The sequence below is a fragment of the Streptomyces sp. SAI-170 genome (assembly GCF_049739565.1).
Classification (GTDB): domain Bacteria; phylum Actinomycetota; class Actinomycetes; order Streptomycetales; family Streptomycetaceae; genus Streptomyces.
Genome location: NZ_JBMGQD010000001.1, coordinates 7,794,041 through 7,814,021 on the forward strand (window position 1 = coordinate 7,794,041; position 19,981 = coordinate 7,814,021).

Consider the following 19,981-nt stretch of genomic DNA (forward strand, 5'->3'; position numbering starts at 1 on the left):
AACGTCCGGACGGATCAGGGGCGTACGACAGGCGAGGGGGAGGCGGCATGGCCGGCCGCGGCAGCGGAGCGCGGGACGGCGGGCGGTCCGCCTGGGCGGAGGAACTGCTCGGTCATCTGCGGCCGACGGGACGCGACCTCGGCCGGATCGCCGACTGGCTGGCGAGGACCGTGGAGGGCAGCGTCTGCCTGCGCGGCCACGACGGCACCCTGCTCGCCGGACGCCCGATCGCGCTGGACGACGCGCTCGCCGCGGACGTCGGCGCCGGACGTATCGCCACGGCGGCCGTGGAGGACGCCGGACGCCATCTGCGGCTGGTCCGGGTGGAGCCGCCGGGCCCGCAGCCCGCCGCCGTCCTGGCCGTGTCCCGCACGGCACCCTTCGACCGCCGGGCCTTCGACATCGTCACCCACACCGCCGCGGTCGTCGAACTCCTCCTCGGCGCGGGCGAGTCGGCACTCGCGTCCCGGCGCCTCGAACGCGCCGCCGCCGACCTGCGCCTCGCCATCCTGCAACTGCTCATGGTGGAGGACGCCGTCTCCGCCCGCCGGGTCGCCGCGGGCCTGTGGCCCGGCCTGCTGGACACCGACACCGCCCGCGTCTACGTCGTCGAGTGCCGGCCCGAGGACCGCGACCGGTTCGCCGAGGACTGCCTCGACGCCACCGGGGAGCGGGCGCTCGTCGTGCGCTGCCCGGCGGTCGACGCCCATGTCATCGTCGTCGTCCCCGACGACACCGCGGCCGAGCGGCTGCACGCGCTCGTCGGCGACCGCGCCGACACCTTCCTCGGCGGCAGCCGCCGGCACAGTCTCGCCCGTACAGCCACGGCGTACGGACAGGCCGTCAGCGCCCTGGCCGTGGCCCGCTTCCGCCCCGGCAAGGCGGCGCTCTACGCCGAACGCACCCACCCCGAACGGCTCCTGGACCCCCGGGCGCTGCACGGCTGGGCCGCGCGGCTGCTCAGCCCGCTCGACGCGCTCGCCCACCACACGCGGGCTGAGCTCCTCGCCACCACGCGCCTGGGGCTGGAGTTCACCGCCGTCAGCGCGGCGAAGATCCTCGGTGTCAGCCGCAACACCGTGCGCGCCCGCATGGAGCGCGTCGAGGCTCTGCTGGGCACCGACTTCTCCGACCTCGGGGTCCGCGCCGCCGTCCATCTCGCCCTGAACTCCCAGGCCGGGCTCACCGAGCAACCGCCGCCGCAGCCCGCCGGGGCCCACACCGCGTTCGGCGACCTGCTGACCGACGCCGCCCTGCGCGCCTGGTCCCGCGCCCTGCTCGGGCTGCTGGACGGCGACGGCCGCGACCTGCGCCGCACGCTGCGTGCCTGGCTCGCGGCCGGCGCCAACGCCGAGCGGGCCGCGCGGACACTGGGCGTGCACGCCCAGACCGTACGCGATCATGTGCGCGGAGCCGAGCCCGTGCTGCAGCGCCAGCTCCTCGCCTCCGGCAGCGACCTGTACGAGGTCGTCCTGGCCCACCTCGCCCTCGGTGACCTCGCCCCGCCGGCGCTGCCCGCCGCGTAGCCCCGGCGGCGACGAACCGGGACCATCCGGGCGGGCCTGTGCACGGTTGAGTCCTCGGGGCGCCGGACCGGGCATCGGCACGGTTCCCAACCGGCGGACCGCGCACGTAGGTTCGGCGGGCCGCAGGGGCGCGACCGGCACGGGGGACCGGTCGGCCCCTTCGGCACCTGACCGGCACGGTGGATCGAGTCCGGCCCTTTGGCGCCCGACCGACACGAGGGACCGGTCTGCCCCTTCGCCGCCCGACCGGGATACGCACGCGGCCACGCCCTGGGCCCGGCCGGGCCTTTCCGAGGCGATCTTCCGCGCAGGCGGTGTGTGCGGCCCGCGGGCGGGTACTCGGCCCGCGCCGACAAGATCCGTCACGCCCGGTGACCCGACCCGGGCCCCGCGGATCCGCACCGAGAACCGCGAAGTGGAGGGCCGCATGACGAGTGGCACCGAGACCGGCCAGGTGACCGGTACACGGGACAAGGACTACAACCTCATCTGGTACGTGGAGGCGTGCCTGAGCAATGCCCTGCGCCTGGAGACATACATCCAGGACGCCGAACGCGACAAGGACAGCGAGGTCGCGGACCTGTTCCGCAAGGCGCAGGCGGACAGCCGCAAGGGCGCCGAGCTGGGCAAGGATCTTCTGCGCTCGCGTCTCGCGGGCGGCTGACGCCACGGCCCGACGAGCCCGGCCGTGCAACCGGCACGGACCGGGCCGTCGCCCTGCCCGCACGGCCTCAGGCGCCCGGGACCGCACCCGGGGGACGGCCGTTATGATCACGCCATGACAGCACCGGAACCGACCGTCCTCGCCACCTCCGGCGGCCATCGCATGGGCCGGCGGACCCGGTTGCTGTTCGACTCCCTGGTCCACCACGCCGTCGAGCTGTCCGGCGCGCACGGCCGGCGCCCCCGCATCCTGTACGTCGGCACCGCGATCGGCGACGCCGAGGCCACCACCGCCCGCATGGCCGAGGCGGCCCGGGTGGCCGGCTTCGACCTCACCCCGCTGCAACTGTTCCCGATGCCCAACCTGGACGACATGGAGGGCGCGGTCCTCGACAGCGACGTCGTGTGGGTCATGGGCGGCTCGGTCGCCAACCTGCTCGCCGTCTGGCGGGTGCACGGCCTGGATCGCATCATGCGCCGCGCCTGGGAGGCGGGCGTGGTGCTCAGCGGGGTCAGCGCCGGTTCCCTCTGCTGGTTCCAGGGCGGCACGACAGACTCGTACGGGCCCGAACTGCGCCCCGTCACCGACGGCCTCGGCCTGCTGCCGTACGGCAACGGCGTGCACTACGACTCCGACGCGGGCCGGCGCCCGCTGATGCACCGGCTCGTCGCGGACGGCACCTTCCCCGAGGCCCACTGCACCGACGACGGCGTGGGGCTCGTCTACCGGGGCACGCGGCTGGTCGAGGCCGTCACCGAGATCCCCGGCAAGGGCGCCTACGTGGTGCGCCGCGAGGGCGGCGAGGCGGTGGAGGAGCGCATCGAACCGCGCCTGCTCCCCACCGCCCCGGGCTGACCTCAGTCGAGGTGGTAACTGTCCCCGTACACCCGCCAGTCCAGCGGGGTGTCGAGGTCGAGGTTGCCCGCGCGCAGGAAGACCCGCTGGGCGGTGTCCACCCGGCTGGTGTCGCTGTGCGCCTCCTCCTGCTTCATGGCCCACACCCGCGCGTCGAGGAACGCGTGCAGGTAGCGCACCTCGTCACCGCCGCGTGACGGCGGCTGGGCCGAGCGCAGCGCCCGGGCGCGGATGCTGCGGAACGAGGTGGGGTCCGTGCCGTCGCCGTGCATGACCAGGGCGTCGTAGTAGGCGAACTGGCCGAGCGTGCGCAGCCCGTCCGCCCTGCCCTGCCGTACGGCGGGGTCGAAGTAGACGCGGTCGCGTTCGTCGTTCTGGGCCTGCTGGAACGCCCCGTCCCGGGCGGCCCGGCGCCAGTCGCCGGGGTAGCCGGGGTCGAGGCCCTCGTGCGAGTCGGTGCCGTCGACCTCGCGCAGGGCGGGCAGATAGCGGGCCAGGACGTTGCCCGGGCGGCGCGCGGCGTACAGCTCGACCAGGTCGAGCATGTCGCCGGTGCCCGAGCAGAAGCCGATGATCCCGGCGGTGTAGCCGCGTCCGTCGCCGATGTCCTCGATGTACTTGTACTGGGCGCGCCAGTCGAGGGAGGAGTTCTCCGCGCTGGAGACCAGCTTCATGGCGATCTCCTTCTTCGCCGGGTCGTCCAGGCCGGCCGCCCGGTCGGGGGCGGCGTACGCCCGTGGGGAGCCGAGCAGCGGGGCCGACGCCATGGCGGCGCCGAACAGGGCGAGGAGGGTGCGGCGCGAGGCGCTCGCGGCGGTGAAGGGTTGCATCACGGGGCTCCGATTCCGTGTGGGGGGTTGGGGAGTTGAGCGTGGTTCCGTGTTGCCGAACTGATAGTAAGGTTTCCTATCAGACCTGCTCGCGCTTGACCACACCCCTTGCGAGAACTCCCTCACGGCAGCGGCTGCTCCGCCCAGATGACCTTGCCGTCGGCGACATAGCGGGTGCCCCAGCGCTCGGCGAGCTGCGCGACCAGGAACAGCCCGCGGCCGCCCTCGTCGGTCATCGCCGCGTACCGCAGATGCGGGGCCGTGCTGCTGCTGTCGAACACCTCGCAGATCAGGGTGCGGTCGAACAGCATCCGCACCCGGATCGGCCCGGCGCCGTAGCGGATCGCGTTGGTCAGCAGCTCGCTGAGGATCAGCTCCGTGGTGAACACGAGCTCCTCCAGGCCCCACTCGTCCAGCCTGCGGGTGAGCGCGGCGCGCACCCGGCCGACCTCCGCCGGGTCGGACGGCACCTCCCACTCCGCGATCCGGTCCGCGGCCAGCGCCCGGGTCCGCGCCACGATCAGCGCGATGTCGTCACCCGGCCGGGCCGGCAGCCGGGCGTCCACCACCGCCCGGCAGGTCTCCTCCGGCGACGGCCCCGCCTGCTCCAGAGCCTCGCCCAGCAGCTCGAGGCCGACGTCGATGTCGTGCCCCCGGTCCTCGACCAGACCGTCGGTGTACAGCACCAGCCGGCTGCCCTCGGCGAGCTCCACGTCCGCCGTCTCGAACGGCAGCCCGCCGAGCCCCAGCGGCGGGCCCACCGGCACGTCCAGGAACTCGACCTCGCCGTCCGGCCGTACCAGCGCGGGCGGCGGATGACCGGCCCGCGCGATCGAGCACCGGCGCGTGACCGGATCGTAGATCGCGTACAGGCAGGTGGCGCCCGTCACCGGTGCGCTGCCGCCCTCCTCCGCCTCGTCCTGGTCGATACGCGCGACCAGCTCGTCGAGCAGCGACAGGAGCTCGTTCGGAGCGAGGTCCAGCGCCGCGAAGTTGTGCACCGCCGTGCGCAGCCGGCCCATCGTCGCCGCCGCGTGCAGCCCGTGCCCGACCACATCGCCCACCACCAGCGCCACCCGGGTCCCGGACAGCGGCAGGACGTCGAACCAGTCGCCGCCGACACCAGCTTGCGCGGGCAGATACCGGTAGGCGATCTCCAGCGCGGACTGCTCCGGCAGAGAACGCGGCAGCAGACTGCGCTGCAGCGTCACCGCCATGGCGTGCTCGCGGGTGTAGCGGCGCGCGTTGTCGATGGCGACCGCCGCCCGGGCCGCCAGCTCCTCCGCCAGCGCCTGGTCCTCCTCGTCGAACGGCTCGGGCTGCTCGGAGCGCCAGAGAGTGACCAGGCCCAGGATCAGCGCGCCCGCCCGCAGCGGCACCGTGATCAGCGAGTGGATGCCGTACTCCACCACCTGCCCGGCCCGCTCCGCGTCCTGCTCGTGCCAGCCGTACGCCTGGTCCAGGTCGGGCTCCACCACGGACTCGCCGGTGGCCAGGACGCGGGCCTGCGGGGAGGTCGGCACGTACCGGATCCGCTCGCCCACCGGGTACAGCGGCACGTCCTTGCGGATGCCGCTCAGCGCCGTGCGGCGCAGCTCCGTGCCGGGCTCCGGCGGCTCACCGCCGAGCACCGCGTCGAACAGGTCCACGCTGACGAAGTCCGCGAACCTCGGCACGGTCAGCTCCGCCAGCTCCTCCGCCGTACGCGACACATCCAGGCTGCCGCCGATGCGCACCCCGGCCGCGTACAGCAGGTCCAGCCGCTCACGGGCCAGCTCCGCCCGCCCGGACAGGGCGCGCAGCTCGGTGGAGTCGCGCAGGGTCGCCACGCTGCCGGCCGGGCCGCCCGCCAGATCGGTGGGCCGCTGGTTGACCGCCAGCAGCCGGTCGCCGACCAGGTGCACCTCGTCCGTCGCCATCCGGGCCGAGCCCAGCAGGTCGGCGGTGTCCGGGTCCAGACCGAGTTCACGCACCTGCCGGCCCTCGGCGTCGACGGGCAGGTCCAGCAGCCGGTGCGCCTCGTCGTTGGCCAGCAGCAGCTCGCCCTCGGCGCCGACGATGATCACGCCCTCGCGCACGGAGTGCAGCACCGCGTCGTGATGCTCGTACATGCGGGTCATCTCGTCCGGGCCCAGGCCGTGCGTCTGGCGCAGCAGCCGCCTGCTCACCAGAGCCGTACCGGCCAGCGCGAGGGCCAGGGCGGCCGCCGCCGCGCCCAGCACCAGCGGCAACTGGTCGTTGGCCGTGCCGCCCACATGCGCCGTGGTGATGCCGGCCGACACCAGGCCCACTACCGTGCCGTCGTCCGCCGTGACCGGTACGACGGCCTGCACCAGGCGGCCGATGGTGCCGTCGACCTCCTCGACGACCGTGCCGCCGGCCTGCGCCGGGGCGATGTTCCCGACGAACTTCTTGCCGATGCGGTCCGGCTTGGGGTGGGTGTAGCGGATGCCGTCGGGATCGGTGACGACGATGAAGTCGACCTCGGAGGCCAGCCTGGCGGCCTCCGCCCGCGGCTGCAGCACGGCTGACGGGTCCGGGGCGAACAACGCCTCACGGACGCCCGGTGCGTTGGCGAACGTCTGCGCCACCGCGAGCGAGCGGTTACGGGCCTCCGTCGTGGTGTCCACGCGGCCCTGGAGCACCAGCGCCGCCACCGCCGCGACCACCAGCAGCAGCACGATGACGAACTGGAAGACGAACACCTGCCCGGCCAGACTCCGGCCGCCGAGTGCCGCCCGCAGAGCCCCGAGCCGGCCCGGACGACGCCCGCCCGCAGCGGGGGCCCGCCGCAGCCGCGGCCGGTCCGCCGCGTGCCGGGCGCGCCGCTCACCGATCGGACGAGCACCACCGGGCGCCCGCACCGCGCGCGCACTCCCGAGACGACGGGCCGGCCGAGTCCCGGACCGCCCCACAAGCCGGACCATGAGCCATGTCTACACTCCCGAGCCCCGGTAGGCGAGGGGTGTCACTGATCGGGACGAGCCGTGTCCGGGCGCACGGGGCGGGGGGTTGCGGAGACACGCGGGGCGGGGCTGATCGTGGTGCACGGGGCGCCGCTGCCGTCCCAACTGACCCGAGTGCTGCGGCTGCGGGCCGTGTGTGGCTGGTCGCGCAGTTCCCCGCGCCCCCTAGGGCGACGTACTCAGGGGCGCGGGGAACTGCGCGAGCAACCCACGATCACCCGCAGCCCGGTACGCGCCGAAACCAGCCCCCTCAGCCCTGGTCTCCCGCCCCGCCCCGGCGTGCCGCGAGCAGGAGGGCGATGTCGTCGGGGCGGTCGGCGGTGTGGCGCATGGTGGCGGTGAGGCGGTCGGCCACAGAGATCAGGGGGCGTCCGTCGGGCGTGCCCGCCCTGGCCAGGGCCACCCGCAGCGCGCCGATGCCGTCGTCGATGTCCACGCCCTGCCGCTCCACCAGCCCGTCGGTGTACAGCGCGAGGATCGCGCCGGGCTCCATCCGCACCTCCGTGACCGGGTAGCGGGCGTGGGTGACGACCCCGAGCACGACCCCGACGGGGGTCTCCACCACCTGCGTACGGCCGTCCGGGTGGCGCAGCAGCGGGGGTGGATGCCCGGCCCGTGCGATGCGGGCCACGCCGGTCGCCGGGTCGAGCCAGACGTAGCAGCAGCTGGCGAACTGGCCCGGGTCGAGGTCGATCAGCAGCCGGTTGGTGCCGCTCAGCACCTGCTCGGGCGGCCGGTCGTCCAGAGCGAACGCCCGCACCGCGCTGCGCAACTGCCCCATGGTCGCCGCCGCCTGCACCCCGTGCCCCTGCACATCGCCGATCACCAGCGCCACGCCGTCCCCGGCCTCCACGACGTCGTACCAGTCCCCGCCCACGTCCATGCCCTCGGTCCCCGGCAGATAACGTCCCGCCGTCTCCAGCCGCGGATGCACCGGCAGTCGGCGTGGCAGCAGGGCGCGTTGCAGGCCACGGGCGAGCGCGGCCTCGGAGTCGTAGCGCTGGGCCTTCTCCATGGCGTGCGCGATCAGCCCGGCGAGCGCCGTCAGCACGGTGCGCTCCTCCTGCGCGAAGCTGTGGGGCCGGTCGAAGCCGAGGATGCAGGAGCCGACCGGGCGGCCCGACGCGATCAGCGGCAGAAAGGCGCGGGCACCCTCGGGAGCGTCCAGCGCGATACCCGGATAGGCGGCCGCGAGCTGCTGCATGGAGTCGAAGAACAGCGGCTGACCGGTGGTCAGCGTCTCCACCCCGGGCAGCCGGGTGTCCAGGCTCACCCCGTCGAAGGGCGCGAGGAAGCCCTCCGGGAAACCGGTCTCCCACGCCAGGTACAGATGTCGGTCCTGCAGCAGGTAGATCGCCAGCCGCCGCCCGCCGAACGCGGGCAGCAGCTCCTGCATCACCACGGCGGAGACCTGGCGCGCGGTGACGGCCTCGGTGAGGGCGATGGCGAGGGTGATGGGCCGGTAGAACGACGCCGAGCGCAGCGCGTCCGTCGGGGAGCGCAGCACATCGGCGGGGTGGGGGAGCGGGGATGCCGCCGGTGCCTCGGTGTCGGGGGCCGCGGGGGGCCGGTGTGGTTCCGTGTCGGGAAGCGGGCCGGGTGCGTGGGTCGGCGGAGGGGAGGTGTCGGGCGGGGGCGCGGGCGCGTCGGCCATGCGGTTGGCCGGTACGACCGTGCAGGTCAGGATGTCGGGTCCGGGACGCACGGACAGGGCGAGCCAGTCGCCCTCGTAGGGATGCGGGCCGGGAGGCCGGCGGACGTGGAAGTGCACGGCCTCCGAGGCGAGCAGCGCCGCCCGCAGATGGTCCTCGCACACCGGCTGCTGCAACCACGGCACCGCCTCCCACAGCGGCTGCCCCACGAGCCGCTCCCGGGCCACGCCCAGCAGATGCGCGGCGCGCGGATTGGCGTACACCGCGATGCCGAGGCGGTCCAGGCAGAACACCCCCTGCGGCAGCAGTTCGGCCGCGGTGTCGGCCACCGGGTCCGCCTCCAGCACCACCCCGGCCACCAGACGCGCGCCGGAGGCGGGCCGCAGGTCCACCAGGCGCAGCGCGCCGTACGTGATCCGCACCGGCAGCGGGCGAAGGGGTGTGCGCCCGCGGGCCGTCTCCCGCAGCAGCGTCATCAGCCGCAGCGCGTCGCCCCGGTCCATGCCCCGGGCCAGCGTCCCGGCCGGGCCGGGCAGATCGCCGGGCGCCAGGTCCAGCAGCCTGCGCGCGCCGTCGTCCGCCGTGACCAGGTCGGCCGCCGGGTCCCAGGTGAACCGGCCCACGCGGGCCGTGCCCAGCCGCGCGGACGGGGGCCGCAGACACAGTGGCTCGTCCTCCCACACGGCCGGGGTGCCGGTCTTCTCCAGACCGTCCAGCCGCAGGGCGAGCCCGCCCGCGAGGGTGAGCAGCCGGTCCCGCTCGGGCAGCAGCTCGGTGACGTCGGCGCTGGACGGCCGCAGCACCGTCAGCACACCGGTGCGGGCCCCTCCGGTCGTCATGGGCACGGTGATCGAGCCGAGCGGGAACGGCAGCGCGGCGGCGAACTGGGGGTAGCGGCGCATCGTCTCCGTGGCGTTCGGCAGAACCACCTGCACGCCGGAGCGGAACGCGTCAGCGACCGGGAACTGGCGCTCCACATGCACCCGCCACCAGGGCCGGAACAGCGGACCGGGCACGCCCGCCAGCACTGCGAGCCGCAGCACACTGGGCACGTCCGAGGGCAGATACACGCCCGCGACAGTGCCGCGGACCGCACTGATGGCCTCGGCCGCGACCTCGGTGAGCAGCACGGCCAGCCGGCCCGGCATCCCGCTCCCGCTCTCGGCGCTCCCAGTCATCGGCCCTTACCTCGTCGGTGCCCTGCCGCGCAGGCGACACAGCCAGAATGCGCCTGTCCGGCGCGGGGGCGCACCTCCGGGGCGAGCTGCCGTCTCGGGTGGCGTGCAGCTCGGCATCGCGCGCGGGGCCGGGTGCGGGCGCGGCGCGGCATCTGCGCGGCCCGCGCTCCGGTGGGGGTGGGCGTGCCGGCTGGCGGCGCGGACGCACGTGTCGGCCGGCGGCACGGACTCACGTGCGGCTGGTGGCGCGGACTCACGCGGCCGGTGGATGTGTCGGCCGGCGGCGCGGACTCACGTGGCGGTGAATGTGCCGGCGGGCGGCACGGCCCCACGTGGCGGTGGATGTGCCGGTCGGCGGCGCGGACCTATGTGGCGGGGGATGTGCCGGCCGGCGGCACGGCCCCACGGGCCGGTGGGCGTTCCCGCTAGTGGCGCAGGGTCGCCCGGGCCGTCTCGACGGCCTGTTCGGCGTAGCCGCGGCCGAACAGCACGGCGTGCACGAGCAGCGGGAAGAGCTGGTGCACGCCGACGCGTGCGGCCCAGCCGTCGGCGAGCGGCGCGGTCTGCTGGTACGCCTCCAGTACGTCGTCGAGATACGGGCAGCCGAACAGGCGCAGCATCGCCAGGTCCGTCTCGCGGTGCCCGCCGTGCGCGGCCGGGTCGATGAGCCAGGCGTCCCCGTCGGCGCCCCACAGGACATTGCCGTTCCACAGATCCCCGTGCAGCCGGGCGGGCGGCTCCGCAGGACCGGCGAGCGCGGGCAGATGCTCGCACACCGCCTCGACCACCCGTGCCTCCGCCGGGCGTACCGTGCCGTCGTCGACCGCCCGGCGCAGATACGGCAGCACCCGCTGCTCGGCGTACCAGCGCGGCCAGTCCGTGTCCGGGCTGTTGCGCATCGGGGCGGCACCGATGAACGCGTCCCGCGGGCCCCCGGGCGGCGGCGCGCCGAACGCGGGCGCGCCCGCCGCGTGCAGCGCGGCGAGTCCCCGGCCGAGCCGGGCGGCCGTCTCCCGGCGGGCGGGGCCGGTCCGCACGCGCTCGGTGACCAGCCAGGTCCCGTCCTCGCCGTGGACGCGCGGCACCCTGAGGGCATCCGCCTCGGCCAGCCAGCGCAGCCCGGCCGCCTCCGCCCGTACGGCGTCCGGACCGTCGCCCCGCTTCACCATGACCACCGGCCCGCCCTGGAGCGCGACCTCCGCGAGCGTCCCGGACAGCGGCCGCACCTCGGCGACGGGCCGTCCCGTCAGCCGCGCGGCGGCGTCCCCCGGCCCGCTCATCCGCCCGCCCCCGCGCACGCGCGGAACGGACCCTGCACACGGCCGCTACGACGACACATGCGCCCAGCGTACGGCGCCCCGCCCCGGTCGGCCCGAGCGAACCCACCGGCGCAGGGCGCCCTTTGGCAGGATGTCGACTGCACCGCACCCCGCTGTGTAAGGAGCCCGCTCCGTGCGAAGACCGCTGCTCTACCTCGATGTCGACGGCCCCCTCAACCCGTACGCCGCCAAGCCCGAACGCCGCCCTCAGGGCTATACGACCCACCGCATGGCCCCCGAGGGATGGCTCGCCCGGCATCCCGTCGAGGACCGCGCCCGGCTGCGCCCGCTGCGGGTGTGGCTCAACCCCGAACACGGCGCCTGCTTGAGGGAGTTGAGCGACGTGTACGACCTGGTGTGGGCCACCACCTGGGGCCGTGACGCCAACACGCTGATCGCCCCGGTCCTCGGCCTGCCCGACCTTCCGGTCGTCGACTGGCCCGGCCTGTTCGACGCGGGCCCCGAGGGCACGTTCTGGAAGACCCGCCACGTCCTCGCGCACGCCGCGGGCCGCCCGTTCGCCTGGGTGGACGACGAACTCGGCGACGCCGACCGCGCCTTCGTCGCGGCCCGGCACCCCGGCAGCGCCCTCCTGCACCGCGTCGACGCCCGGCACGGCCTGCGCCCCACCGACTTCGCCGCGCTGAAGGCCTTCGCGCACGCCCTCACCGGCTCCGCGGAACCCGGTCCCGACGCACCGCTGTGAGCGGGTCCGGTGTCCAGTTCCCAAAGTCTTGGCCGAATCCTTCCGTGCAGGTCCCGCCTGCTGACCGGAGCCCTACTCTGCCGCTACCAGACGCTGCGGGCGGGACCGGCGGCGCAGACTCATCGAGAGGGTGGCCATGACTGCTGTGAGCGCGACCGCGCAGCTCGCCGAACGTCTGCGACGGACGACGGACCCGGGCCGGGTCACGACGGCCGGCCCCGAGTACGAGGCGTCCCGCACCGTGTGGAACGGCGCGGTCGAGAGCCGTCCGGCCGTCGTCCTGCGGTGCGCCGACGCCGGCGACGTCCAGGCGGGTGTCACGGCGGCACGTGAGCTCGGCGTGCCGCTGTCGGTGCGCGGCGGCGGCCACGGCTGGACGGGCGGCGCGATCCTCGACGGCGGGCTGCTGCTCGACCTGAGCGGCATGCGGCGGATCACCCTCGACCAGGACGCCGGCGTGGCCGACGTCCAGGGCGGCGCCCGGGCCATGGACGTGGCGCAGGCCGCGGAAGCCGCCGGCCGGATCGCCGTCACCGGCACCTCCGGCAGCGTCGGGATCGTCGGCTTCACCCTCGCCGGCGGATACGGACCGCTCGGCGGCCGGTACGGCCTCGGCATCGACAACGTGGTGGCCGTCGACCTCGTCCTCGCCGACGGAACCGCCGTCACGGCCGACGCCGAGCACGAGCCCGAGCTGCTGTGGGCCCTGCGCGGAGGCGGCGGCAACTTCGGCGTCGTCACCTCCATACGTGTGCGGGTGCACCCGCTGCCCGGTGGAGCCGCCGACCCGACCGTGGTAGGCGGCACGATCCTCTACCCGTGGGACCAGGCGAGCTCCGTGCTGAAGGCGCTCGGCGAACAACTGCCGACGCATCCCGACGAACTGACCGTGACCTGCGGGCTCTTCACCGGCCCGGCCGGCAGCCCGCTGATCTACGTCGCCCCCACCTGGTGCGGTGACCCCGACACCGGCCGCGCGGCCGTCGAGCCCCTCACCCGACTCGGCGACCCGGTGATGGCACAGGTGGGGCCCACCCGCATGACCGAGACCCTCGCCGCCACGGACACCATGGCCCCCGCGGGCCGCCACGTCGAGGTCCGCCCGCGCACGGTGCCCGGCCTCACCGACGGCGTCATCGACGCCCTCGTCGCCGGCGGTGACGCGCTGACCTCCCCGATGTCCGCCGTCTACACCCACCGACTGCACGGCGCCGCCGCCCGTGTGCCCGTCTCCGACATGGCCTTCGCCATGCGCACCCCGCACATGCTCGTGGAGAGCGTCGCCGCCTGGGCACCGGCAGAGCCCGCCGCCCGGCACCGCGACTGGGCCCGCGCCCTGTCGGACTCGCTGTCCGCCGAAGCGCTGCCCGGCGGATACGTCAACATGCTCGCCGCCGACGAGCACGACCAGATCGCCCACGCCTACGGCCCCAACCGCGACCGCCTGCTGGCCGCGAAGCGCACGTACGACCCCGACGGTGTCTTCCACGCGAGCCCGCTGCCCGTGGTCTCCTAGGGCCTGTCCTCCGGCTCGTCCAGGCGTCGCCGGGCCTGGCACCGGGCGACGTCCGCCGGCACCGGTGTGGCCTGGTGGTAGTACATGCGCCAGCCCGCACCGCCCTCTCCCCGGCGCCAGAGCGAACTGCGCCGCGCACGCTGCCCGTCCAGCACCGTCTCGTACGTCAGATGCACCAGACCGGGAGCCAGCAGCACCCCGTCGATGTCCGAGGGCTCGTACCGCGGCCCCTGCGCCGCGCTGCCCGCCATGCCGGGCAGCGCGGCGAGCATCTCCTCGTACGTCCAGCGCCGCCCCGACGCGCCGACCTCCACGAACTGCGGGTCCAGCAGCCGTGCGGCCTCCTCGGGCGACGTCCGCACGGTGGGGTCCATCAGCCGCAGCTCCGCCGCGATCGCCTCAGCGATGTGATCTTCGTCGTCAGTCATGGAGGGATCTTCACCACGTCCATCGCTCCGTCCGCAATCGCATTGTCCGGCCCACCGGACACACCCTCAGCGTTACCCTGCCGTTCACAGCCCCGTCGAAGAACCGTCCCCACCCGTCAGCCGCTCCCGGACAAGGTCGAGCCGTCCGAGAACATGCCTGGAAAGGACCGACTGTGACGACGCGTCAGACGCTGCGGGTTGCCACCTACCTGCTGGGAGTGGTGCTGGCCGCGGCCACCACCGTGCCGGCCGAGGCCGCCTCCCTGCCCCTCGTGCACCCGCGCGCCGAGACCTCCGCCCTCTACGACGACGAGGCCGGCGGCAACGCCAACGCCGACGACCCGGCCATCTGGCGCAACGCCGCCGCCCCGGGCCGCAGCCTGGTCATCGCCACCGCCAAGGAGGGCGGCCTGCGTGTCTACGACCTCGACGCGCACGAGGTCCAGTCGATACCGGCCCCGGCCGGCCCCGGCGAGGACGACGCCCCCGGCCGCTTCAACAACGTCGACCTGGTGCAGGGCATGCGCCTGTCCGGTGGCCGCGCCGACCTGGCCGTCGTCAGCGACCGCGGCAACGACCGGCTGCGGATCTACCGCATCGACCGCGACCGCCCCGGCGGCCCCCTCACCGACGTCACCGACCCGGCCGCACGCCCCGTCTTCTCCGCCGACCAGTCCGAGATCAACGACCAGCGCACCGCCTACGGCCTGGCCACCTGGACCGACAAGGCCACCGGCAGGTCCTACGCCCTGGTCAGCCGCCGCAACGAGACCCGGCTCGCCCTCCTGGAACTCACCGCCGGCCCCGGCGGAACCGTCGGCTACCGCACCGTCCGCACCCTGGACCTGCCCTCCTCCTTCCGCCTGCCCGACGGCACCTCCTGGTCCCCCTGCGGCGAGCCCGACGAGCGCCCGCAGGTCGAGGGCATGGTCGTCGACCCCGCCGACGGCACCCTGTACGCCGGACAGGAGGACGTCGGCATCTGGCGCCTGCGCGCCGACCTGACCGGCCGCCCCGAACTCGTCGACAAGGTCCGCGAGTACGGCGTCCCCGGCACCTACGACGAGGAGACGGAGGAGTGCACGCCCGGCGCCGACCCCGGCTACGGCGGCGAGCACCTCACCGCCGACGTCGAGGGCCTGACCCTCCTCACCGAGTCGGACGGCGACGGCTATCTGCTCGCCTCCAGCCAGGGCGACAACACCTTCGCGGCCTACGACCGCGAGACCGACGAGGACAACGAGTACGAGGCGGGCTTCCGCATCGGCGCCGCGTCGGCCACCCTCGACGGCTCCGAGGTCTGCGACGGCGCCGCCGTCCTCAACGCCCCGCTCGGCAGCCGCTACCCCGACGGCCTCCTCGTCGTCCAGGACGGCCAGGAGACCCCGGCCGACGGCGACCGGGAGAGCACCGGCTTCAAGTTCGTCGACCTGGGCGACGTCAGGGACGTCATCGACGACTGACCCGCGGGGGAGCCGCTCAGGTCTCCCGCAGCGGAGCGTAGGCGTTGACGTCGAGGCCGAACGTCCAGGCGACGCCCTCTCTCGCCGTCATCGTCGTCGGCGGCACGCGCAGCCAGTACGTGCGGTGCGTGCCGTCCGGCTCCGGCGTGGAGTTGACGACCTCCACCATCACCACCGGCTCGTCGCCGACCAGCGTGATCCGCCACAGGGTGCCCGTCTCGTCCTGGTGGACCGGGCGGGCACCGGAGTCCTCCAGGTAGCGCTCGTAGCCGTAGTGCTCCAGCATCACGCGGCGCAGCTCGGCGTTCTCCTCGTCGCGGATCCGCTCGGGCGTCAGCGTGCTCAGCTCGTCCAGGAAGGCCGCCGGCACCGGCATGCCCCGCCAGGCGTACAGGGCGAACCCGTCGGGGAAGGCGAGCGCCGGGCCGTCCCCGCGGTCGAGGCGGCCCGCCTCGTCCCGGTGCAGGGCGACGGGCCGTTCGCACACCACCGCCACCTTCGCCGACGGCCACCACCAGCCGGCGCTGCGGCACACCCGCGCGAGCCCGTCCAGCGGGGCCCGGTCGGTGGGCAACGCGGCGAGCCACGGCGCGTCGTGCTGCCCCAGCACCGCGTCCAGCAGGATCAGCCGGGTCTCCGCCTCCAGCCGGCGGTCGCCACCGGCCAGTTCCTCCAGCACGCCCCGGCGGACGCGGTCCACCAGCGCCTGCGTGACGTTCCACAGCCGCTCGCCGGTCGCCGACCAGTGGGCCGACCAGCCCGCCGGACCCAACTCCGCGAGCATCCGGGCGCGTTCGTGGGCCCAGGGACCCGTCCGCACCGCCTCCCGCACACTCGGCCCGGCGTCCGTCAGCCCGCGCACCACCTCGACGCCCTCGCGAGGCGAGGCGGCCCACACGATCCGCTCCGGCTCGGCGAGCCCCGCCCGCCGATAGGCCAGCCGGACGCCCGCCTCGGCCTCGGCGCGATCGGCCGGAACCGCTGCCGCGGCCCACTGCCGCCACGGTCGTACCGCATCAGCATGCGCATTCGCATCCGCGTTCACGTCAGGTGCGCCGGCCCCGTCCTCGTCCGTCGCGACCGCGTCCATCGTCCCTGTCCTCATCGTCCCCGCCCCCGTCGTCATCTCCCGCACCTCCACGAGCCGTTCCACTCAACCCCCGTCGTCATCCGGGGCAGCCTCAGTCCGCCACGATCCGCACCGACCCCGGTACGTACTCCCGCTGCCGGACCACCCGGAACCAGCCCTTGGGCAGCACGATCGCCGCGTGCTCCTCGTGGACCACCCGTCCGCCCTCCGGCAGATGCAGCACCATCGGCCCGAACGGCCCGGGTTCTCTGATCAGTTCGCCCGGCCCGACGACCGCATGGGCATGCCCGGTCACCTCGCCCAGGGCCAGCACCAACCGCCCCCGACCGTCCCGCGGCTCCCGCGGCGCCCGTTCCACATGTGGCGGCACCGCCTCCTTCGCCACGGGCACGATCAGCACGTCTCCTTGCCGGTACATGGCTCACCCCTCCCCGCCGGTGCACGGCGCACCGGCCACGAGATCGACAGTACGAGCCACCACTGACAACGGCCCCCGGCGAGCGGCCCCGCGACCGTCGATGTCAGTGCCGGTTGATACAACTGCTGGCATCTCACGGATCGCGGAACCCACACGTCAGGAGCAGCGCGCATGACCATCGGCGACCACTTGCAGGAGCTGTACGGCCTGCCCGCGTTCACGTTCCCGGGCCCGGGCGAGAAGGAGACGAGCCTGCCCGCGGCAGACGCCGTCGCCTGGCGGGTCACGAGCGATGTGTACGACGCCGACGAGGAGTGGGAGGCGGCCTTCGCCCGGTTCTGCTCCCAGGTCGACACCACACGGGTCCGCGCCCTGATCGTCGGCGCCTGGTCGGAGGCGTACGACACGGACTCCTCCGGCGTGGTCGCCGCGCTGTCGGCCGCCCGTGACCGGCTGCCCGCCCTGCGGGCGCTGTTCCTCGGCGACATGGTCATGGAGGAGTGCGAGATCTCCTGGATCAACCAGAGCGACGTCACCGACCTGCTGACCGGTTTCCCGGAGCTGGAGGAGTTCGGGGTGCGCGGCGGTTCCGGGCTCGCTCTCAGCGCCGTACGCCATGAGCGGCTGCGCAGGCTGACCGCGGAGACCGGCGGTCTGCCCGTCGGATTCGTGCGCGGCGTCGCCGCGAGCGACCTGCCCGCGCTGGAGCACCTGGACCTGTGGCTCGGCACCTCCGAGTACGGGGCCGACGCCGAGGTGTCCGACCTGGAGCCGCTGCTGTCCGGCACCCGCCTGCCGAGGCTGCGCCATCTCGCCCTGCGCAACAGCGAGATCCAGGACGAGATCGCCGCGGCGGTCGCCTCCGCACCCGTGGTCGCCCGCCTCGAGACACTCGACCTGTCCATGGGCGTGCTGACCGACGACGGCGCCGCCGCACTGCTCGGCGGCCAGCCGCTCACCCACCTCAAGTCCCTGGACCTGCACCACAACTACCTCAGCGAGCCCGTCCGGCAGCGCCTGCGCGAGACCCTCGAACCCGCCGGCGTGGCCCTGGACCTCGACCCGGACGACGCCGACCAGGACGAGGACGAGGACGGCACGGTCTGGCGCTTCGTATCGGTGGGGGAGTGAGGACGCCGTGCCGAGCTACTACCCGTCGCATCTCCAGGACTTCCACGACCTGCCGGTCCACACCTTCCCGGCCGACGAGGAGCACGACGCCCGGGCGTTGCCCGACGCCGCCTCCGTCGCCTGGCGGCTGAGCACCGAGTGCGAGTACGCCTTCGAGCCGATCTGGGGCCGCTTCCTGGACCAGGTGCGCGCCGAGGACGTCACCGCACTCGTCATCGGGCCCTGGTGGGAGGACTGGGACGCGTCCAGCGTCGACCCCGTGCTGGAACTGATCGCGTCCGACGCCCGCCGCCTGCCCAACCTGCGCGGCGTGTTCGTGGCCGACGTGGAGTCCGAGGAGACCGAGCTGTCCTGGATCGTCCAGGGCGAGGTCACCCGGCTGCTGCGCGCCTGGCCCGGCCTGCGCGAACTCGGCGTACGCGGCGGCGAGCACCTGGCGATCGAGCCCCTGCGCCACGAGGGCCTGCGCGACCTGTGGGTCGAGTCCGGGGGACTGCCCGCCGCACCCGTACGGGCGCTCGGCGCCTGCGAGTTCCCCGCGCTGGAGTGGCTCGAGCTGTGGCTCGGCACCTCCTGGTACGGCGGCGAGTGCACCCCCGAGGACATCGGCCCGCTGCTGGCCATGCTCGGCCGGTGCCCCGAACTGCGCCATCTGGGCCTGCAGAACAGCGACATCCAGGACGAGATAGCCGTCGCGCTGTCCTCCGCCCCGGTGGTCGCGGCGCTGGAGTCCCTGAACCTGAGCATGGGCACGCTCGGCGACGACGGCGGTGCCGCGCTGCTGGCCGGGCAGCCGCTCACCCACCTGCGCTCGCTCGACCTCGACCACCACTACATGGGCGAGGAGCTCACCGACCGCCTGCGCGCGGCCCTGGAACCGCACGGCGTACGCCTCTCCCTGGCCGCGGTCGACGCCCGGTACGACTCGGAGAACCGCTATGTCGCCGTCGGCGAGTAACGTCCCCGCGCGCCTCGCCGTCGTCGGCAACCCCGAGAACCGCCGCGTCACCCTGTTCGCCGACGCGGTGCGGGCGGCGGGGCTGCCCGCGCCCCGGGTCGTGCCCTGGGCGCAGGTGCTGCACGACGGCGGTGCCGACTTCGGTCCGGACGAGACCGTACGCCTCGACTCGCCCGGCGAGAACGCGGACGTGGACCGGCTGTTGCGCGGCACCGACGACCCCACCCGGGTCGAGGGGTCGGCCCGCTGGTACGCGGCCTTCACCGCGGCCGTGCGCGGCCTGCGCGGCGGCGTCCGGCTCGACGACCCGGACGAGCTGGCCGTGCTGTTCGACAAGCGCCGCTGTCACGGCGTGTTGCACACGGCCGGCGTTCCGGTGCCGTTCTCGCCCACGTCCGGCCCGGCGGGCGCGCAGGTGCGCGGCTGGGACGACGTACGGGCCCTGATGCGCGAGCACCGTATGCCGCGGCTGTTCGTGAAGCTCGCGCACGGCTCGTCCGCGTCCGGCGTCCTGGCCGTCGAGTCGGCCGCAGGAGGCCGGATCAGAGCCACCACCTCCGTCGAACTCGCCCCGCCGGGCGCCCTCTTCAACTCCCTGAAGGTGCGCCGCTACGACAGCGAGCGGGACATCGCGGCGATCGTCGACGCGCTCGCCCCCGACGGACTGCACCTGGAGCGCTGGCTGCCCAAGGCCTCCCAGCGGGGCCGCGCCGCCGACCTCAGGGTCGTGGTGATCGACGGCCGCGCCACCCATGCGGTGGTGCGCACCAGCGTCTCGCCCATGACGAACCTCCACCTCGGCGGCAGCCGAGGCGACCTCGACCTCGCTCGGCAGGCCGTCGAGGCGGCCGGAGCCCGGTGGGCCGACCTGCTGGAGGTGTGCGAGCGGGCCGCGGCCTGCTTCCCGCGCACCCTGTGCGTGGGCGTCGACCTGCTGCCCGCCGTCGGCTGGCGCCGGGTCGCGGTCGGCGAGGTCAACGCATTCGGCGACCTGCTGCCCCGTCTCACCGGCCTGCCCGGCAGCGGTGCGGAGGGCCTCGACACGTATGCCGCGCAGGTGGCCGCCCTCGCCCGTCCGGGCGGCCTTGCGAGCAACCGGACACCGAACCACCCGCAGGACCGCGCACCGAACCACCCGCAGGACCGCGCACCACACCACCCGCACGGCAGCACTCCGCACCACCCGCACGGCCTCGCGCCCGGCCGCGCACCGCACCACCCGCACAGAACGGAACCCGCCCATGCCGGCGCCTGACAGCACGCCAGAGGCCGAGAACGCGC

General features: G+C 74.6%; 16 protein-coding genes. 9 read left to right on the top strand and 7 right to left on the bottom strand.

The window, feature by feature from the left end; translation table 11 throughout:
* Positions 1-47: 47 nt before the first annotated feature.
* From RKD23_RS35000 to RKD23_RS35010, 3 genes are all read left to right on the top strand, one after another.
* Positions 48-1,526 (top strand): PucR family transcriptional regulator, encoded by a 1,479-nt coding sequence (locus RKD23_RS35000; RefSeq protein ID WP_424857364.1) that lies wholly within the window; start codon positions 48-50, stop codon positions 1,524-1,526.
* A 427-nt stretch (positions 1,527-1,953) separates the two neighbouring features.
* Positions 1,954-2,190, top strand: a complete 237-nt coding sequence (locus tag RKD23_RS35005; RefSeq protein ID WP_404047616.1) for a hypothetical protein — start codon at positions 1,954-1,956, stop codon at positions 2,188-2,190.
* 114 nt (positions 2,191-2,304) lie between these two features.
* Positions 2,305-3,045: a Type 1 glutamine amidotransferase-like domain-containing protein gene (locus RKD23_RS35010; protein ID WP_424857365.1), complete on the top strand. Its 741-nt coding sequence runs from the start codon at positions 2,305-2,307 to the stop codon at positions 3,043-3,045.
* 2 nt (positions 3,046-3,047) lie between these two features.
* Here RKD23_RS35010 and RKD23_RS35015 read toward each other — a convergent pair whose 3' ends face one another.
* From RKD23_RS35015 to RKD23_RS35030, 4 genes are all read right to left on the bottom strand, one after another.
* Complete coding sequence (locus tag RKD23_RS35015) at positions 3,048-3,875, bottom strand: chitosanase (protein WP_424857366.1); 828 nt, start codon at positions 3,873-3,875, stop codon at positions 3,048-3,050.
* Between the two features lie 122 nt (positions 3,876-3,997).
* Positions 3,998-6,802 (bottom strand): SpoIIE family protein phosphatase, encoded by a 2,805-nt coding sequence (locus tag RKD23_RS35020; protein WP_424857367.1) that lies wholly within the window; start codon positions 6,800-6,802, stop codon positions 3,998-4,000.
* 289 nt (positions 6,803-7,091) lie between these two features.
* On the bottom strand, positions 7,092-9,671 hold the full coding sequence (locus RKD23_RS35025) for a SpoIIE family protein phosphatase (RefSeq protein WP_424857368.1): 2,580 nt from the start codon (positions 9,669-9,671) through the stop codon (positions 7,092-7,094).
* A 425-nt stretch (positions 9,672-10,096) separates the two neighbouring features.
* A complete protein-coding gene (locus tag RKD23_RS35030) occupies positions 10,097-10,951 on the bottom strand; it encodes a fructosamine kinase family protein (RefSeq protein ID WP_424857369.1) in 855 nt (284 codons plus the stop codon).
* A 172-nt stretch (positions 10,952-11,123) separates the two neighbouring features.
* On the opposite strand from RKD23_RS35030, the gene RKD23_RS35035 reads away from it, so the two are divergent.
* The gene (locus RKD23_RS35035) at positions 11,124-11,696 is read left to right on the top strand and encodes a hypothetical protein (protein WP_424857370.1); all 573 of its coding nucleotides are present in this window, start codon (positions 11,124-11,126) and stop codon (positions 11,694-11,696) included.
* A 136-nt stretch (positions 11,697-11,832) separates the two neighbouring features.
* Positions 11,833-13,212, top strand: coding sequence for an FAD-binding oxidoreductase (locus tag RKD23_RS35040; protein ID WP_424857371.1), 1,380 nt, complete (start codon positions 11,833-11,835; stop codon positions 13,210-13,212).
* On the opposite strand, the gene RKD23_RS35045 is transcribed toward RKD23_RS35040, so the two are convergent.
* Positions 13,209-13,640, bottom strand: coding sequence for a DUF4440 domain-containing protein (locus tag RKD23_RS35045; RefSeq protein WP_424857372.1), 432 nt, complete (start codon positions 13,638-13,640; stop codon positions 13,209-13,211). The two genes, RKD23_RS35040 and RKD23_RS35045, sit on opposite strands and share 4 nt — an antisense overlap.
* 173 nt (positions 13,641-13,813) lie before the next feature.
* On the opposite strand from RKD23_RS35045, the gene RKD23_RS35050 reads away from it, so the two are divergent.
* Positions 13,814-15,103 carry a phytase gene (locus RKD23_RS35050; RefSeq protein WP_424857373.1) on the top strand — a complete coding sequence of 430 codons (1,290 nt, stop codon included), beginning with the start codon at positions 13,814-13,816 and terminating at the stop codon, positions 15,101-15,103.
* Positions 15,104-15,119: 16 nt separating this feature from the next.
* Here the strand turns inward: RKD23_RS35050 and RKD23_RS35055 are convergent, their stop codons facing one another.
* Both RKD23_RS35055 and RKD23_RS35060 read right to left on the bottom strand, forming a co-directional pair.
* Complete coding sequence (locus RKD23_RS35055) at positions 15,120-16,193, bottom strand: DUF6745 domain-containing protein (RefSeq protein WP_424857374.1); 1,074 nt, start codon at positions 16,191-16,193, stop codon at positions 15,120-15,122.
* A gap of 91 nt (positions 16,194-16,284) precedes the next feature.
* On the bottom strand, positions 16,285-16,611 hold the full coding sequence (locus RKD23_RS35060; protein ID WP_424857375.1) for a hypothetical protein: 327 nt from the start codon (positions 16,609-16,611) through the stop codon (positions 16,285-16,287).
* 171 nt (positions 16,612-16,782) lie between these two features.
* Between RKD23_RS35060 and RKD23_RS35065 the strand changes: the two genes are divergently transcribed.
* Genes RKD23_RS35065 through RKD23_RS35075 form a run of 3 tightly spaced genes read left to right on the top strand, consistent with a single transcriptional unit; the run spans position 16,783 to position 19,955 of the window.
* Positions 16,783-17,742, top strand: coding sequence for an STM4015 family protein (locus RKD23_RS35065; protein ID WP_424857376.1), 960 nt, complete (start codon positions 16,783-16,785; stop codon positions 17,740-17,742).
* A gap of 7 nt (positions 17,743-17,749) precedes the next feature.
* Positions 17,750-18,700 (top strand): STM4015 family protein, encoded by a 951-nt coding sequence (locus RKD23_RS35070; RefSeq protein ID WP_424857377.1) that lies wholly within the window; start codon positions 17,750-17,752, stop codon positions 18,698-18,700.
* Positions 18,681-19,955: an STM4014 family protein gene (locus tag RKD23_RS35075; RefSeq protein ID WP_424857378.1), complete on the top strand. Its 1,275-nt coding sequence runs from the start codon at positions 18,681-18,683 to the stop codon at positions 19,953-19,955. The genes RKD23_RS35070 and RKD23_RS35075 overlap by 20 nt, the downstream gene beginning before the upstream one ends.
* Positions 19,956-19,981 lie beyond the last annotated feature (26 nt).

Coding starts and splice junctions, on each gene's coding strand:
- RKD23_RS35025 (WP_424857368.1), bottom strand. CDS start 9,671: ATGACTGGGAGCGCCGAGAGCGGGAGCGGGATGCCGGGCCGGCTGGCC.
- RKD23_RS35040 (WP_424857371.1), top strand. CDS start 11,833: ATGACTGCTGTGAGCGCGACCGCGCAGCTCGCCGAACGTCTGCGACGG.
- RKD23_RS35005 (WP_404047616.1), top strand. CDS start 1,954: ATGACGAGTGGCACCGAGACCGGCCAGGTGACCGGTACACGGGACAAG.
- RKD23_RS35015 (WP_424857366.1), bottom strand. CDS start 3,875: ATGCAACCCTTCACCGCCGCGAGCGCCTCGCGCCGCACCCTCCTCGCC.
- RKD23_RS35000 (WP_424857364.1), top strand. CDS start 48: ATGGCCGGCCGCGGCAGCGGAGCGCGGGACGGCGGGCGGTCCGCCTGG.
- RKD23_RS35075 (WP_424857378.1), top strand. CDS start 18,681: ATGTCGCCGTCGGCGAGTAACGTCCCCGCGCGCCTCGCCGTCGTCGGC.
- RKD23_RS35055 (WP_424857374.1), bottom strand. CDS start 16,193: ATGGACGCGGTCGCGACGGACGAGGACGGGGCCGGCGCACCTGACGTG.
- RKD23_RS35010 (WP_424857365.1), top strand. CDS start 2,305: ATGACAGCACCGGAACCGACCGTCCTCGCCACCTCCGGCGGCCATCGC.
- RKD23_RS35060 (WP_424857375.1), bottom strand. CDS start 16,611: ATGTACCGGCAAGGAGACGTGCTGATCGTGCCCGTGGCGAAGGAGGCG.
- RKD23_RS35020 (WP_424857367.1), bottom strand. CDS start 6,802: ATGGTCCGGCTTGTGGGGCGGTCCGGGACTCGGCCGGCCCGTCGTCTC.
- RKD23_RS35045 (WP_424857372.1), bottom strand. CDS start 13,640: ATGACTGACGACGAAGATCACATCGCTGAGGCGATCGCGGCGGAGCTG.
- RKD23_RS35065 (WP_424857376.1), top strand. CDS start 16,783: ATGACCATCGGCGACCACTTGCAGGAGCTGTACGGCCTGCCCGCGTTC.
- RKD23_RS35030 (WP_424857369.1), bottom strand. CDS start 10,951: ATGAGCGGGCCGGGGGACGCCGCCGCGCGGCTGACGGGACGGCCCGTC.